Source organism: Streptomyces sp. NPDC012827, assembly GCF_042900905.1.
GTDB classification, from domain to species: domain Bacteria; phylum Actinomycetota; class Actinomycetes; order Streptomycetales; family Streptomycetaceae; genus Streptomyces; species Streptomyces gulbargensis.
Map to the genome: position 1 here is coordinate 57552 of NZ_JBIBBY010000007.1, position 14678 is coordinate 72229.

Here is a 14678-nt window from a genome sequence, read left to right on the forward strand (position 1 = left end):
GTGACGCGCTTACTGAGCCGGACCCTCGATGGCCTCGGACGTCAGCAGGCCCGCGTTGATCTCGCGCAGGGCGATCGAGAGCGGCTTCTCGTGGACGTGGGTGTCGACGAGGGGGCCCACGTACTCCAGCAGGCCCTCACCGAGCTGCGAGTAGTACGCGTTGATCTGACGCGCGCGCTTGGCCGCGTAGATCACGAGGCTGTACTTCGAGTCCGTGGCCTCGAGCAGCTCGTCGATCGGCGGGTTGATGATGCCCTCGGGCGCGGTGATGGAAGAGGACACGCTCTACCTTCCGAAGATGGATAAAAGATCAGACTACGTGCATCAACGTTAGCAGCTCGCGCGCCACGTCCTCGACGGAGGTGTTGACGAGGGTGGTGTCGAACTCCGCCTCGGCGGCCAGTTCGACCTTGGCGGCGGCCAGTCGGCGCTCGATGACCTCGGGCGACTCGGTGCCGCGGCCGGTCAGCCGGCGGACCAGCTCCTCCCAGCTCGGCGGAGCGAGGAAGACCAGCTGGGAGTCGGTCATGGACTCCTTGACCTGGCGGGCGCCCTGGAGGTCGATCTCCAGGAGGACGGGCTCGCCGGCCTCCAGGCGGTCGAGGACCGCACGGCGGGGGGTGCCGTAGCGGTTGCCCGCGAACTCGGCCCATTCGAGGAGCTCACCGTTGGCGACCAGCTTGTCGAACTCGTCGTCCGTGACGAAGAAGTACTGGACGCCGTGCTGCTCGCCCGGGCGGGGCTTCCGTGTCGTGGCCGACACCGAGAGCCAGACCTCGGGGTGGACCTTGCGCATATGAGCGACGACCGTGCTCTTGCCGACCCCGGAGGGGCCGGAGAGCACGGTCAGTCGCGGACGTGCCTCTGCTGCCATGCAGCGATTATTCCAGTGGTTCGCCCCCGCTCGCGCAGCAAGGACGCCCGGTGCCGGAAATGTACCGAAAGGTCAGGCGCCGGTGCTGCCGAACTCGCGCTCCAGGGAGGCGATCTGGTTGGAGCCGAGACCTCGGACACGGCGGCTCTCGGAGATGCCGAGCCGCTCCATGATCTGCTTGGCGCGGACCTTGCCCACGCCCGGCAGGGACTCAAGGAGCGCGGAGACCTTCATCTTGCCGATGACGTCGTTCTCCTGGCCCTGCTTGATGACCTCGTGGAGGGAGGCGCCGGAGTGCTTGAGTCGATTCTTGACCTCGGCCCGCTCCCGGCGAGCCGCGGCGGCCTTTTCGAGCGCGGCTGCGCGCTGTTCAGGGGTAAGGGGCGGAAGAGCCACGCCTACGTCACCTCGGATGTCGAACTGTCGGATACGGACCGGTGAGGAACCTAGTCGCCCCCACACCAGTGGAGCAACGATCAACGCAGTGCCCGTTGAACGCCCGCTCTGCTCCGGAGACTAGCGGCCGAGACCGCTCCAGTCAGCGAGAACAGCGGAAAAGTCCTGGTCAGCATCGACCGACCAGGACTTTCCAGGCATAACGACCGGGTTTTGAGCCAACTTTTCGTCCAGGAGTGAGACGGACCACCCCGGCGCCGCCGATCCGCTCCGACCTGCGGAATTGCCTCGGGACCCGGATCAGGCGCCGACGGCGGCCCGGATCTCGTCCGCGTACCGCTCGGCGGAGGCGCGCAGCGCGGCGGCGTCGGGACCGTGCCGCAGGACGCCCCGGCTGACGTTCGGGACGACGTTGCGGACGGCGGCGCCGAAGACGGCCGGGAGATCCGCGGGAGTGGCTCCCTGCGCGCCGATGCCCGGGGCGAGGAGGGGGCCGTTGATGTCCAGGTCGACGGAGGACAGGTCGCCCAGGGTCGCGCCGACGACCGCGCCGAAGGAACCCATCGGGGTCTCCCCCGCGTTCTCCTCCGCCAGGTGGGCGAGCATCGTCGCGCCGATCGTCCGGCCGTCCTCGCGCACGGCCCGCTGGACCTCGGCCCCCTCCGGGTTGGAGGTGAGGGCCAGGACGAAGAGTCCGGCGCCGGACTCGCGGGCCAGGTCCACGGCCGGCTTCAGGGAGCCGTAGCCGAGGTACGGGGAGACCGTGAGCGCGTCGGAGAAGAGGGGCGCGTCCTTGCGCAGGAAGGTCTCCGCGTAGGCGGCCATGGTGGAGCCGATGTCCCCGCGCTTGGCGTCCATGACGACCAGGCCGCCGGCTTCCCGCAGGTCCGCGACGGCCCGTTCCAGGACGGCGATGCCGCGCGAGCCGAAGCGCTCGAAGAAGGCGCACTGGGGCTTGAAGACGGCCACGGTGCCGGCCAGGGCCTCCACCACGGTGAAGGTGAAGCGCTCCAGACCCGCCACGTCGTCCGCGAGGCCCCAGGAGTCCAGCAGGGCGGCGTGCGGGTCGATGCCGACGCAGAGGGGGCCGCGCTCGTCCATGGCGGCGCGCAGACGGGTACCGAACGAGAGGGTCATGCGGTGGCCTTTCGGGTGTCGGCGCCGACGGCCTCGGCGAGGGTGGCGTACGGGGAGGCGGCGAGGCGCGCGGCGAGGCCCTTGTGGATCGCGCGGGCGTAGAAGGGGCCCTCGTAGATGAAGGCGCTGTAGCCCTGGATCAGCGTGGCACCGGCGAGGATGCGCTGCCAGGCGTCCTCGGCGTTCTCGATGCCGCCGACGCCGACGAGGACCATCCGGTCGCCCACGCGGGCGTACAGGCGGCGCAGGACCTCCAGGGAGCGGGCCTTCACCGGGGCGCCGGAGAGGCCGCCGGTCTCCTGGACGAGGGCCGGGTCCGACGTCAGGCCGAGGCCCTCACGGGCGATGGTGGTGTTGGTGGCGATGATGCCGTCGAGGCCGAGTTCCAGGGCCAGGTCGGCGACGGCGTCCACGTCCTCGTCGGCGAGGTCGGGGGCGATCTTGACGAGGAGCGGGACCCGGCGGTCGGTGACCGTGCGGTCGGCCGCCTCGCGCACCGCGGTGAGCAGGGGGCGCAGGGATTCGGTGGCCTGGAGGTTGCGCAGGCCGGGGGTGTTCGGGGAGGAGACGTTGACGACGAGGTAGTCGGCGTGGCGGGCCAGCCGCTCGGCGGACTTCACGTAGTCGGCGGTGGCCTCCGTCTCGGGCACGACCTTGGTCTTGCCGATGTTGACGCCGACGACGGTCCGGAAGACGGGCCGGCGGGCGGCGAGGCGGGCGGCGACGGCGGCCGAGCCGTCGTTGTTGAAGCCCATGCGGTTGATCAGGGCGCGGTCCTGGACGAGCCGGAACAGGCGCTTGCGGGGGTTGCCGGGCTGGGGCTCGCCGGTGACCGTGCCGATCTCGACGTGGTCGAAGCCGAGCATGGCCATGCCGTCGATGGCGACGGCGTTCTTGTCGAAGCCGGCGGCGAGGCCGAAGGGGCCGTGCATGCGCAGCCCCAGGGCCTCGGTGCGCAGCTCCTTGTACCGGGGGGCGAGCGCGGCGGCGGCGAAGGTGCGCAGCACCGGGGTGCGGGCGGCGAGCCGGATCCAGCGGAAGGCCAGGTGGTGGGCCTTCTCGGGGTCCATGCGCTTGAAGACGAGGTCGAAGAAGAACTTGTACATGGGGTCGCTCCAGGTCATGACGAGGGGGACACCGCAGGTCTGCCGGTGTCCCCCTCCTCGTACGGGCTGCTAGTCGCGGGCCGCGGTCAGGTGCTCCGCGTGCTCCTGGAGCGAGCGGACGCCCACGTCACCGTGGTTGAGGGCGTCGATGCCCTGGACGGCCGCGGCGAGCGCCTGGACCGTGGTGAGGCACGGGACGCCGCGCGAGACCGCCGCGGTACGGATCTCGTAGCCGTCGAGGCGGCCGCCGGTGCCGTACGGGGTGTTGACGATCAGGTCGACCTGGCCGTCGTGGATGAGCTGGACGATGGTCTTCTCACCGCCCGGGCCCTCGCCCTCGCTGAGCTTGCGCACGACGGTGGCGTTGATGCCGTTGCGCTTGAGGACCTCGGCGGTGCCGGAGGTGGCGAGCAGCTCGAAGCCGTGGGCGACGAGCTCGCGGGCCGGGAAGATCATCGAGCGCTTGTCGCGGTTGGCGACGGAGATGAACGCGCGGCCCTTGGTGGGCAGCGGGCCGTAGGCGCCGGCCTGCGACTTGGCGTAGGCCGTGCCGAAGACCGCGTCGATGCCCATGACCTCGCCGGTGGAGCGCATCTCCGGGCCGAGGACGGTGTCGACGCCGCGGCCGTGCACGTCGCGGAAGCGCGACCACGGCATCACGGCCTCCTTGACGGAGATCGGCGCGTCGAGCGGCAGGGTGCCGCCGTCGCCGTTCCTCGGCAGCAGGCCCTCGGCGCGCAGCTCGGCGATGGTGGCGCCCAGCGAGATGCGGGCGGCGGCCTTCGCGAGCGGCACGGCGGTGGCCTTCGAGGTGAAGGGCACGGTCCGGGAGGCGCGCGGGTTGGCCTCCAGGACGTACAGGATGTCGCCGGCCATGGCGAACTGGATGTTGATCAGACCGCGGACGCCGACGCCCTTGGCGATGGCCTCGGTGGAGGCGCGCAGGCGCTTGATGTCGTGGCCGCCGAGGGTGATCGGGGGCAGGGCGCAGGCCGAGTCGCCGGAGTGGATGCCGGCCTCTTCGATGTGCTCCATGACGCCGCCGAGGTAGAGCTCCTCGCCGTCGTAGAGCGCGTCGACGTCGATCTCGATGGCGTCGTCGAGGAAGCGGTCCACCAGGACCGGCCGGGTGGGGCTGATCTCGGTGGACTCCGCGATGTACGACTCCAGACGGGCCTCGTCGTACACGATCTCCATGCCGCGCCCGCCGAGCACGTACGAGGGACGCACGAGCACGGGGTAGCCGATCTCGTCGGCGATGGCCTTGGCGCCGGCGAAGGTGGTCGCGGTGCCGTGCTTGGGGGCGGGCAGGCCGGCCTCGGCGAGGACCCGGCCGAAGGCGCCGCGGTCCTCGGCGGCGTGGATGGCCTCCGGGGAGGTGCCGACGACGGGGACGCCGTTGTCCTTGAGGGCCTGCGAGAGGCCGAGCGGGGTCTGGCCGCCGAGCTGGACGACGACGCCGGCGATCGGGCCCGCGAGGGACTCGGCGTGGACGATCTCCAGGACGTCCTCCAGGGTGAGCGGCTCGAAGTAGAGCCGGTCGGAGGTGTCGTAGTCGGTGGAGACGGTCTCGGGGTTGCAGTTGACCATCACGGTCTCGTAGCCCGCGTCGCTCAGGGCGAAGGAGGCGTGGACGCAGGAGTAGTCGAACTCGATGCCCTGGCCGATGCGGTTCGGGCCGGAGCCGAGGATGATCACGGCGGGCTTCTCGCGCGGCGCGACCTCGCTCTCCTCGTCGTAGGACGAGTAGAAGTACGGGGTCTTCGCGGCGAACTCGGCGGCGCAGGTGTCGACCGTCTTGTAGACCGGGCGGACGCCGAGGGCGTGCCGGACCTCACGGACGACGTCCTCGCGCAGGCCGCGGATCTCCGCGATCTGGGCGTCGGAGAAGCCGTGGCGCTTGGCCTCGGAGAGCAGCTCGGGGCCGAGCTTCTCGGCGGCGGCCAGCTCGTCGGCGATCTCCTTGATGAGGAACAGCTGGTCGACGAACCACGGGTCGATCTTCGTGGCCTCGAAGACCTCCTCGGGCGTGGCGCCGGCCCGGATGGCCTGCATCACCGTGTTGATGCGGCCGTCGGTCGGCCGGACCGCGTCGCGCAGCAGCTCGGCCTTGTCGCCGGGCTCGCCGGTGAAGGCGAACTGGGAGCCCTTCTTCTCCAGGGAGCGCAGGGCCTTCTGGAGCGCCTCGGTGAAGTTGCGGCCGATCGCCATGGCCTCGCCGACCGACTTCATGGTCGTGGTCAGCGTGGAGTCGGCGGAGGGGAACTTCTCGAAGGCGAAGCGGGGAGCCTTGACGACGACGTAGTCGAGGGTGGGCTCGAACGACGCCGGGGTCTTCTCCGTGATGTCGTTCGGGATCTCGTCCAGCGTGTAGCCGACGGCCAGCTTGGCGGCGATCTTGGCGATCGGGAAGCCGGTGGCCTTGGAGGCGAGCGCGGAGGAGCGGGAGACGCGCGGGTTCATCTCGATGACGATGATCCGGCCGTCGGCGGGGTTGACCGCGAACTGGATGTTGCAGCCGCCGGTGTCGACGCCGACCTCGCGGATGATCGCGATGCCGATGTCACGCAGCCGCTGGTACTCGCGGTCGGTGAGGGTCATCGCCGGGGCGACGGTGATGGAGTCGCCGGTGTGGACGCCCATCGGGTCGAAGTTCTCGATGGAGCAGACGACCACGACGTTGTCGTTCTTGTCGCGCATCAGCTCCAGCTCGTACTCCTTCCAGCCGAGGATGGACTCCTCCAGGAGCACCTCGGTGGTCGGGGAGAGCGTGAGGCCCTGGCCGGCGATGCGGCGCAGCTCCTCCTCGTCGTGGGCGAAGCCGGAGCCGGCGCCGCCCATGGTGAAGGAGGGGCGGACGACGACGGGGTAGCCGCCGAGGGTCTCGACGCCCTTGAGGACGTCGTCCATGGAGTGGCAGATGACCGAGCGGGCGGATTCGCCGTAACCGATCTTGGCCTTGACGGCCTCGACGACGCCCTTGAAGAGGTCGCGGTCCTCGCCCTTGTGGATGGCCTCCACGTTGGCGCCGATGAGCTCGACGCCGTACTTCTCCAGGACGCCCTGCTCGTGCATGGAGATCGCGGTGTTGAGCGCGGTCTGGCCGCCGAGGGTCGGCAGGAGGGCGTCGGGGCGCTCCTTGGCGATGATCTTCTCGACGAACTCGGGGGTGATCGGCTCGACGTAGGTGGCGTCGGCGATCTCCGGGTCGGTCATGATCGTCGCCGGGTTGGAGTTGACCAGGATGACCCGCAGGCCCTCGGCCTTGAGGACGCGGCACGCCTGGGTGCCGGAGTAGTCGAACTCGGCGGCCTGGCCGATGACGATCGGGCCGGAGCCGATGACCAGGACGGACTGGATATCGGTGCGCTTAGGCACGCTCGGCCTCCATCAGGGATACGAAGCGGTCGAAGAGGTACGCGGCGTCGTGCGGGCCGGCGGCCGCCTCAGGGTGGTACTGGACGGAGAAGGCGGGCCGGTCGAGCAGCCGCAGGCCTTCCACGACGTTGTCGTTCAGGCACACGTGGGAGACCTCGGCGCGCCCGAAGGGGGTGTCGGAGACCGTGTCGAGGGGCGCGTCGACGGCGAAGCCGTGGTTGTGCGCGGTGACCTCGACCTTGCCGGTGGTGCGGTCCTGGACGGGCTGGTTGATGCCCCGGTGGCCGTACTTCAGCTTGTAGGTGCCGAAGCCGAGCGCGCGGCCGAGGATCTGGTTGCCGAAGCAGATGCCGAAGAGGGGGGTCTCTCGGCGCAGGACCTCCTGCATGAGGGCGACGGGGCCGTCGGCGGTCGCCGGGTCGCCGGGGCCGTTGGAGAAGAACACGCCGTCGGGCTCCACGGCGTAGACGTCCTCGGCGGTGGCGGTGGCGGGCAGCACGTGGACCTCGATGCCGCGCTCGGCCATCCGGTGCGGGGTCATGCCCTTGATGCCGAGGTCGACGGCGGCGACGGTGAACTTCTTCTCACCGATCGCGGGGACGACGTACGCCTCCTTGGTGGCGACCTCGGCGGAGAGGTCGGCGCCCTTCATCTGGGGCTGTGCCTGGACCTGGGCGAGCAGTTCCCCGTCGCCGCGCACGGCGTCGCCGGAGAAGATGCCGACGCGCATGGCGCCGCGCTCGCGCAGGTGGCGGGTGAGGGCGCGGGTGTCCACGCCGGAGATGCCGACGACGCCCTGGCGCTCCAGCTCCTCGTCGAGGGTGCGGGTGGCGCGCCAGTTGGAGGGGACGCGGGCGGGGTCGCGGACGACGTAGCCCGAGACCCAGATGCGGCCGGACTCGGGGTCCTCGTCGTTGACGCCGGTGTTGCCGACGTGCGGGGCGGTCATGACCACGACCTGGCGGTGGTACGACGGGTCGGTGAGGGTCTCCTGGTAGCCGGACATGCCGGTGGAGAACACGGCCTCGCCGAAGGTCTCCCCCACGGCCCCGTAGGCGCGGCCGCGGAAGATGCGGCCGTCCTCCAGGACGAGTACGGCGGGAACCCTGGTTCCCCTGGTGGAGGTCGTCATCGTGCGATGCCTTCCGTCGTGCTTACGGGGTTCATGGAGTTGAGGGCCTCGACCCAGGCGGTGTGCTCGGCCGCCCGGTCGGAGCGGAAACCGGAGTCGAGCAGCTTCCCGCCGTGCTCCCAGGTGACGATCAGGAGCCCGCCCTCGGCGAGGACCTTGCCGGCGATGCCCTTGTCGAGGCGGGCCTCGCGCAGGGCGGCGGCGGGGATGAGGAAGTCGGACGCCCCGGGGCGCACGACCGAGATCCCGGCGTCGGTGAGCGTGAGCTCGGCCCGGCTGCGGGTGCCCAGTCCGTGGGCCACGATCCGGTCGAGCCACTGTCCGGCGGTCGTGGAGCCGTGGTAGCGCCCGCTGAGGGTCAGTGTCGCCTCGCCGGGGCTCTCCGGCAGCGCGGGGAGCGGCGGCAGGTCCGACTGGAGGCTGCCGCGCCACTTCCATCCCTGGCGCATGAGCCAGTAGACGAAGGCGATGAAGAGCAGCAGTCCGGCGACCCAGCCGAGCCGCGCGGCCCAGTCGGTCACCTCCGCCGACTTCTGTTCGGCGGTCTCCGCAGTCTGTGCGGCGAGGGTGATGAGTGGTGTCACGCCAGCTTCCCGTCCACGAGCGTTGCCCGGCCCCGCAGGAAGGTGTGGGTGACGCGTCCCGGCAGCTCGCGGCCCTCGTAGGGGGTGTTGCGGCTGCGGGAGGCGAAGCCCGCGGGGTCCACGACACCACGGTATGCCGGATCGACCAGCGTGAGGTTCGCGGGCTCACCAGCCGAGACGGGCCGGCCGTGGCCGCGGGCCCGGCCGATGCGGGCGGGGGCGAAGGACATGCGGTCGGCGACGCCCGCCCAGTCGAGCAGACCGGTCTCCACCATCGTCCGCTGGACGACGGAGAGGGCGGTCTCCAGGCCGACCATGCCCATGGCGGCGGCGGCCCACTCGCAGTCCTTGTCCTCGTGCGGGTGCGGGGCGTGGTCGGTGGCGACGATGTCGATGGTGCCGTCGGCGAGGGCCTCGCGCAGGGCGAGCACGTCACGCTCGGTGCGCAGCGGCGGGTTGACCTTGTAGACCGGGTTGTACGTGCGGACCAGCTCGTCCGTGAGGAGGAGGTGGTGCGGGGTGACCTCGGCGGTGACGTCGATGCCGCGGGACTTGGCCCAGCGGACGATCTCGACGGAGCCGGCGGTGGAGAGGTGGCAGATGTGGACGCGGGAGCCGACGTGCTCGGCGAGGAGGACGTCGCGCGCGATGATCGACTCCTCGGCGACGGCCGGCCAGCCGCCGAGACCGAGCTCGGCGGAGACGATGCCCTCGTTCATCTGGGCGCCCTCGGTGAGGCGCGGCTCCTGGGCGTGCTGGGCGACGACGCCGCCGAAGGCCTTCACGTACTCCAGGGCGCGGCGCATGATGACCGCGTCGTCGACGCACTTGCCGTCGTCGGAGAAGACGGTGACGCCGGCGGCGGAGTCGTGCATGGCGCCGAGCTCGGCGAGCTTCTTGCCCTCCAGGCCGACGGTGACGGCGCCGATGGGCTGCACGTCGCAGTAGCCGGACTGCCGGCCGAGGCGCCAGACCTGCTCGACGACGCCGGCGGTGTCGGCGACGGGGAAGGTGTTGGCCATGGCGAAGACGGCGGTGTAGCCGCCGGAGGCCGCGGCGCGGGTGCCGGTGAGGACGGTCTCGGAGTCCTCGCGGCCGGGCTCGCGCAGGTGGGTGTGGAGGTCGACCAGGCCGGGCAGCAGGATCCGGCCGGCGGCCTCGATCACCTCGGCGCCCTCGGCGGACAGGCCGGTGCCCACGGCCTCGATGGTCTCGCCGTCGATCAGGACGTCCTGCGGCTCACCGCCCAGGATCTGCGCACCGCGGATCAGGATCTTGCTCATGGTCACTTGCTCTCCTCGGTACGGGCGGGGGTGGTGGGGGCGGGCTCGGAGCCACCGAGCAGCAGGTAGAGGACGGCCATGCGGATGGAGACGCCGTTGGCGACCTGCTCGACGACCGTGCAGCGGTCGGAGTCGGCGACCTCGGCGGTGATCTCCATGCCGCGGACCATGGGACCGGGGTGCATGACGACGGCGTGCTCGGGCATCTTCGCCATGCGGTCGCCGTCGAGGCCGTAGCGGCGCGAGTACTCGCGCTCGGTGGGGAAGAAGGCGGCGTTCATCCGCTCGCGCTGCACCCGGAGCATCATGACCGCGTCGGACTTGGGCAGCACGCTGTCGAGGTCGTAGCTGATCTCGCAGGGCCAGGTCTCGACGCCGACGGGGACGAGGGTGGGCGGGGCCACCAGGGTGACCTCGGCGCCGAGGGTGTGCAGCAGGTCGACGTTGGAGCGGGCGACGCGGCTGTGCAGGATGTCGCCGACCAGGGTGATGCGCTTGCCGGCGAGGTCCCGGCCGAGGCCCGCGTCGCGGCCGACGAGGCGGCGGCGCATGGTGAAGGCGTCCAGGAGGGCCTGGGTGGGGTGCTGGTGGGTGCCGTCGCCCGCGTTGATGACGGGGGCGTCGATCCAGCCGGAGGTGGCGAGCCGGTAGGGGGCGCCGGAGGCGCTGTGCCGGATGACGACGGCGTCGACCCCCATGGCCTCCAGGGTCTGCGCGGTGTCCTTCAGGGACTCGCCCTTGGAGACGCTGGACCCCTTGGCGGCGAAGTTGATCACGTCGGCGGAGAGGCGCTTCTCGGCGGCCTCGAAGGAGATCCGGGTCCGCGTGGAGTCCTCGAAGAAGAGGTTGCAGATCGTCCGGCCGCGCAGGGTCGGCAGCTTCTTGATCGGCCGGTCGCCCACCCGGGCCATCTCCTCGGCGGTGTCGAGGATGAGGACGGCGTCGTCGCGGGTGAGGTCGGCGGCCGAGATGAGGTGACGCATCATCGGGGGTGTCTCTCCGGTGTCGGGAGGTATGAGGGCATGCCGGGGCGCAGGGATGGGCCCCGGCCCCGTGGGGAAGCCGGTCCGGTTCAGGAGGCGGGCTGCGAACCGAGCAGCACGGTGTCGCGGCCGTCCTCCTCGGAGAGCTGCACCTTGACCGTCTCCCGCAGCGACGTGGGGAGGTTCTTGCCGACGTAGTCGGCGCGGATCGGGAGTTCGCGGTGGCCGCGGTCGACGAGGACCGCGAGCTGGACGGCGCGCGGGCGGCCGATGTCGCCGAGGGCGTCGAGCGCGGCGCGGATGGTGCGCCCCGAGAAGAGGACGTCGTCGACGAGGACGACGAGACGGCCGTCGACGCCCTCGCCGGGGATCTCGGTGCGGCCGATGGCGCGGGCGGGCTTCATCCGCAGGTCGTCCCGGTACATGGTGATGTCGAGGGAGCCGACCGGGATCTTGGTGCCGGTGATCGATTCGAGCTTGTCGGCGAGCCGCCGGGCGAGGAAGACGCCGCGGGTGGGAATGCCGAGGAGCACCACGTCGTCGGCGCCCTTGGCGCGCTCGACGATCTCGTGGGCGATACGGGTCAGGACCCGCGCGATGTCGGGGGCCTCGAGAACGGGCCGTGCCGCACCGGTCTGCTGCTGTGCGTCCATGTGAAACGGACCTCCTTCTCCGCCTCACGGGACGGACCTTAAAGGACGTCGGAATTGCGCCGTCCACTCTACCAGGGCCGAACGGTCCCCCTGTCCACGCCCCAGGCGCCACACCGGGCACCGTCCCTCGCGGGGGGTCGGTACGGACCATTCGGCTTGACGGGAAAGAGTAACGCTGCGTAACCTCACAGTGAGTTACCAGCCGCGCGGCGCAGCCGCATGTCGTCACAGCGTCCGGGAGCGTTATGTCCAGCGAATACGCAAAGCAGCTCGGGGCCAAACTCCGCGCCATCCGCACCCAGCAGGGTCTTTCGCTCCACGGGGTGGAGGAGAAGTCCCAGGGCCGCTGGAAGGCCGTCGTGGTCGGCTCGTACGAGCGTGGCGACCGCGCGGTGACCGTGCAGCGTCTGGCGGAGCTGGCGGACTTCTACGGGGTGCCGGTGCAGGAGCTGCTGCCGGGCACGACCCCCGGCGGTGCCGCCGAGCCCCCGCCGAAGCTGGTCCTGGACCTGGAGCGGCTCGCGCACGTCCCCGCGGAGAAGGCCGGCCCGCTCCAGCGCTACGCGGCGACGATCCAGTCGCAGCGCGGCGACTACAACGGCAAGGTGCTGTCGATCCGCCAGGACGACCTGCGCACCCTGGCCGTCATCTACGACCAGTCCCCCTCGGTCCTCACCGACCAGCTGATCAGCTGGGGCGTGCTGGACGCGGACGCGCGCCGCGCGGTCGCCCACGAGGACAACTGACCGCGGCGAGGCCGCGGCCGTCCAGCAGAAACGTGCCGCCGGGCCCGTGGGCGTCGATCGACGTCCACGGGCCCGGCGCTTTTCGTCCGTCCGTTCCCGTCCCCTCACCCGGACGGCGGTACGCGAAGGGGCCCGCAGCACAGGATGCTGCGGGCCCCTTCGCGTACGTTCCGGAGACGACCTAGGCGTCGTCCCGGCGCAGGCGCGGCTTCAAGTCCTTGAAACGCGCGAGGAGGCCGTTGACGAAGGTCGGCGACTCGTCCGTGGAGAACTCCTTGGCGAGCTGCACCGCCTCGTCGATCGCGACCGCGTCCGGCGTGCCGTCCTCCCAGAGGAGCTCGTACGCGCCGAGGCGCACGATGTTCCGGTCGGCGACCGGCATCCGGTCGAGGTCCCAGTCCACCGCGTAGGTCGCGATCAGCTCGTCGATCCGGTCGATGTGCTGGGCGTATCCCTCGACCAGCTGCATGGTGAAGTCGTTCACCGGCGGCTGGCGGTCGTCGGCCCGGTGGTGCCGGACCTGGTCCGCGAGGACTTCCTGCACGGAGGCGCCGCGCTGGTCGGCCTCGAACAGGATCTGGAAGGCCCGCCTGCGGGCCTTGCTCCGGGCGGCCACGGTTAGCTGTTCACCCGGCCGAGGTAGTCACTGGTGCGGGTGTCGACCTTGATCTTCTCACCGGTGGTGATGAAGAGGGGGACCTGGATCTGGTGACCGGTCTCCAGGGTGGCGGGCTTGGTGCCACCGGTGGAGCGGTCGCCCTGGACGCCCGGCTCGGTCTCGGCGACGGTCAGCTCGACCGCGGCCGGCAGCTCGACGTAGAGCACCTCGCCCTCGTGCTGGGCGACCTGGGCGGTGAAGCCCTCGATCAGGAAGTTGGCGGCGTCGCCGACGGCCTTGCGGTCGACCATCAGCTGGTCGTAGGTCTCCATGTCCATGAAGACGAAGTACTCGCCGTCCATGTAGGAGAACTGCATCTCGCGGCGGTCGATGGTGGCCGTGTCGACCTTCACGCCCGCGTTGAAGGTCTTGTCGACGACCTTGCCGGACAGCACGTTCTTGAGCTTGGTGCGCACGAAGGCCGGGCCCTTGCCGGGCTTGACGTGCTGGAACTCGACGACGGACCAGAGCTGGCCGCCTTCGAGCTTGAGCACCATGCCGTTCTTGAGGTCGTTCGTGGAAGCCACGGTTGCGGAATCTCCTGGACTGACGTGGACCCCGGAGGCGTACGCGCCCTACAGCGCGAGCAGCTCCTTGGTCGTGATGGTGAGTAGCTCGGGTCCGCCGTCCGCCTCCTGGCGCACGACGAGCGTGTCATCGATCCGGACTCCGCCCCGGCCCGGGAGGTGGACCCCCGGTTCGACGGTGACCGGCACACAAGCGTCCAGTTTACCCATGGCCGACGGGGACAATTGCGGGTCCTCGTCGATTTCGAGCCCCACACCGTGCCCGGTGAGGGGAACGGCGGTCTCGGCATGGCCCGCCGCGTCCAGGATCTGCCGGGCGGCGCGGTCCACGTCGCGGTATCCGGCGCCGGGGGCGAGGGACTCCCGGCCCGCCCGCTGAGCGGCGAAGACCAGCTCGTACAGCTCGATCTGCCAGTCCGCGGGGGTGGTCCCGATGACGAAGGTGCGGCCGATCTCGCAGCGGTAGCCGCGGTAGTCGGCGCCGAGGCAGACGGAGAGGAAGTCGCCCTCCTCGACGCGCCGGTCGGTGGGCCGGTGGCCCCGGCGGCCGGAGTGCGGGCCCGCCGCGACGGAGGTGGGGAAGGCGGCCCCGTCGGCGCCGTGGTCGACGAGCCGCCGCTCCAGCTCCAGGGCGAGGTGGCGCTCGGTCCTGCCGACCAGGATCGATTCGAGGAGTTCGCCGAGGGCCTGGTCGGCGATCTCGGCGGCGATCCTGAGGCAGGCGATCTCGTCCTCGTCCTTGACGATCCTGAGCTGTTCGACGGCGCAGGCGAGGTCGGTCAGCGGCAGACGCGGGGTGACGGAGCCCATCGCCCGGTGGCGGGCGACGGTGAGGTCGTGCTCCTCGACGGCGAGCGCGTCGGCTCCGGCCCGGCGGGCGAGGTCCACGGCGAGGACCGCCGGGTCGCCGCCACCGGCGGGGAGGACCTGCTGGCGCAGGTGTTCGTCGAGGCGTCCGTCCGCCGGTTCGGCGCCGGGCGCGGTGGGGCGGAGCAGGACGTCCGTGCCGGGCTCCGGCCCGACGAGGAGCACGGCTCCGGGGGGCGCGGCGCCCGTGAGATAGCGGACGTTGGCGGGGCGGGAGACCAGGGCCGCCGGGCTGCCCGCGGCCGCGCTCCGGTCGCGCAGCCGTACACGGCGGTCCGCATACACCTCTGACATGTTTTCGAGCGTACGAGCCCCGGCGCGCTCCGGCCTGTTCTGCGCGGCCGACCGGGGCGG

The 14678-nt window shown here is 71.1% G+C and carries 15 protein-coding genes; 1 reads left to right on the forward strand and 14 read right to left on the reverse strand.

Annotated features, from left to right (window positions below; genetic code table 11):
* Window positions 1-9: 9 nt before the first annotated feature.
* From rpoZ to pyrR, 11 genes are all read right to left on the reverse strand, one after another.
* Window positions 10-282, reverse strand: coding sequence for a DNA-directed RNA polymerase subunit omega (gene rpoZ, locus ACFY60_RS17040; RefSeq protein ID WP_005319902.1), 273 nt, complete (start codon window positions 280-282; stop codon window positions 10-12).
* A 28-nt stretch (window positions 283-310) separates the two neighbouring features.
* Window positions 311-874 (reverse strand): guanylate kinase, encoded by a 564-nt coding sequence (gmk, locus tag ACFY60_RS17045; protein WP_388612943.1) that lies wholly within the window; start codon window positions 872-874, stop codon window positions 311-313.
* A gap of 72 nt (window positions 875-946) precedes the next feature.
* On the reverse strand, window positions 947-1270 hold the full coding sequence (locus ACFY60_RS17050) for an integration host factor (protein ID WP_026246651.1): 324 nt from the start codon (window positions 1268-1270) through the stop codon (window positions 947-949).
* Between the two features lie 300 nt (window positions 1271-1570).
* The gene (gene pyrF, locus ACFY60_RS17055) at window positions 1571-2407 is read right to left on the reverse strand and encodes an orotidine-5'-phosphate decarboxylase (protein ID WP_388612942.1); all 837 of its coding nucleotides are present in this window, start codon (window positions 2405-2407) and stop codon (window positions 1571-1573) included.
* Window positions 2404-3513, reverse strand: coding sequence for a quinone-dependent dihydroorotate dehydrogenase (locus ACFY60_RS17060; RefSeq protein WP_388613024.1), 1110 nt, complete (start codon window positions 3511-3513; stop codon window positions 2404-2406). The genes pyrF and ACFY60_RS17060 overlap by 4 nt, the downstream gene beginning before the upstream one ends.
* A 69-nt stretch (window positions 3514-3582) precedes the next feature.
* On the reverse strand, window positions 3583-6891 hold the full coding sequence (gene carB / locus ACFY60_RS17065; protein WP_388612940.1) for a carbamoyl-phosphate synthase large subunit: 3309 nt from the start codon (window positions 6889-6891) through the stop codon (window positions 3583-3585).
* Entirely contained in the window at window positions 6884-8023 is a 1140-nt protein-coding gene (gene carA, locus ACFY60_RS17070; RefSeq protein WP_388612938.1) for a glutamine-hydrolyzing carbamoyl-phosphate synthase small subunit, read from the reverse strand. The genes carB and carA overlap by 8 nt, the downstream gene beginning before the upstream one ends.
* Window positions 8020-8607 carry a hypothetical protein gene (locus ACFY60_RS17075; protein WP_388612936.1) on the reverse strand — a complete coding sequence of 196 codons (588 nt, stop codon included), beginning with the start codon at window positions 8605-8607 and terminating at the stop codon, window positions 8020-8022. Before ACFY60_RS17075 ends, carA begins: the two co-directional genes overlap by 4 nt.
* Window positions 8604-9890: a dihydroorotase gene (locus ACFY60_RS17080; protein WP_388612934.1), complete on the reverse strand. Its 1287-nt coding sequence runs from the start codon at window positions 9888-9890 to the stop codon at window positions 8604-8606. The genes ACFY60_RS17075 and ACFY60_RS17080 overlap by 4 nt, the downstream gene beginning before the upstream one ends.
* Before the next feature lie 2 nt (window positions 9891-9892).
* Window positions 9893-10876: an aspartate carbamoyltransferase catalytic subunit gene (locus tag ACFY60_RS17085; RefSeq protein WP_388612932.1), complete on the reverse strand. Its 984-nt coding sequence runs from the start codon at window positions 10874-10876 to the stop codon at window positions 9893-9895.
* Between the two features lie 86 nt (window positions 10877-10962).
* Window positions 10963-11526 (reverse strand): bifunctional pyr operon transcriptional regulator/uracil phosphoribosyltransferase PyrR, encoded by a 564-nt coding sequence (gene pyrR, locus ACFY60_RS17090; protein ID WP_388612930.1) that lies wholly within the window; start codon window positions 11524-11526, stop codon window positions 10963-10965.
* 245 nt (window positions 11527-11771) lie between these two features.
* Here pyrR and bldD point away from each other — a divergent pair, with 245 nt between their 5' ends.
* Window positions 11772-12272, forward strand: a complete 501-nt coding sequence (gene bldD, locus ACFY60_RS17095) for a transcriptional regulator BldD (protein ID WP_309050665.1) — start codon at window positions 11772-11774, stop codon at window positions 12270-12272.
* A 181-nt stretch (window positions 12273-12453) separates the two neighbouring features.
* Here bldD and nusB read toward each other — a convergent pair whose 3' ends face one another.
* Genes nusB through ACFY60_RS17110 form a run of 3 tightly spaced genes read right to left on the reverse strand, consistent with a single transcriptional unit; the run spans window position 12454 to window position 14609 of the window.
* Window positions 12454-12888, reverse strand: a complete 435-nt coding sequence (gene nusB / locus ACFY60_RS17100) for a transcription antitermination factor NusB (RefSeq protein WP_388612927.1) — start codon at window positions 12886-12888, stop codon at window positions 12454-12456.
* A gap of 2 nt (window positions 12889-12890) precedes the next feature.
* Complete coding sequence (efp, locus tag ACFY60_RS17105) at window positions 12891-13457, reverse strand: elongation factor P (protein WP_345282178.1); 567 nt, start codon at window positions 13455-13457, stop codon at window positions 12891-12893.
* A 48-nt stretch (window positions 13458-13505) separates the two neighbouring features.
* Entirely contained in the window at window positions 13506-14609 is a 1104-nt protein-coding gene (locus ACFY60_RS17110; protein WP_388613022.1) for a M24 family metallopeptidase, read from the reverse strand.
* Window positions 14610-14678: the final 69 nt, after the last annotated feature.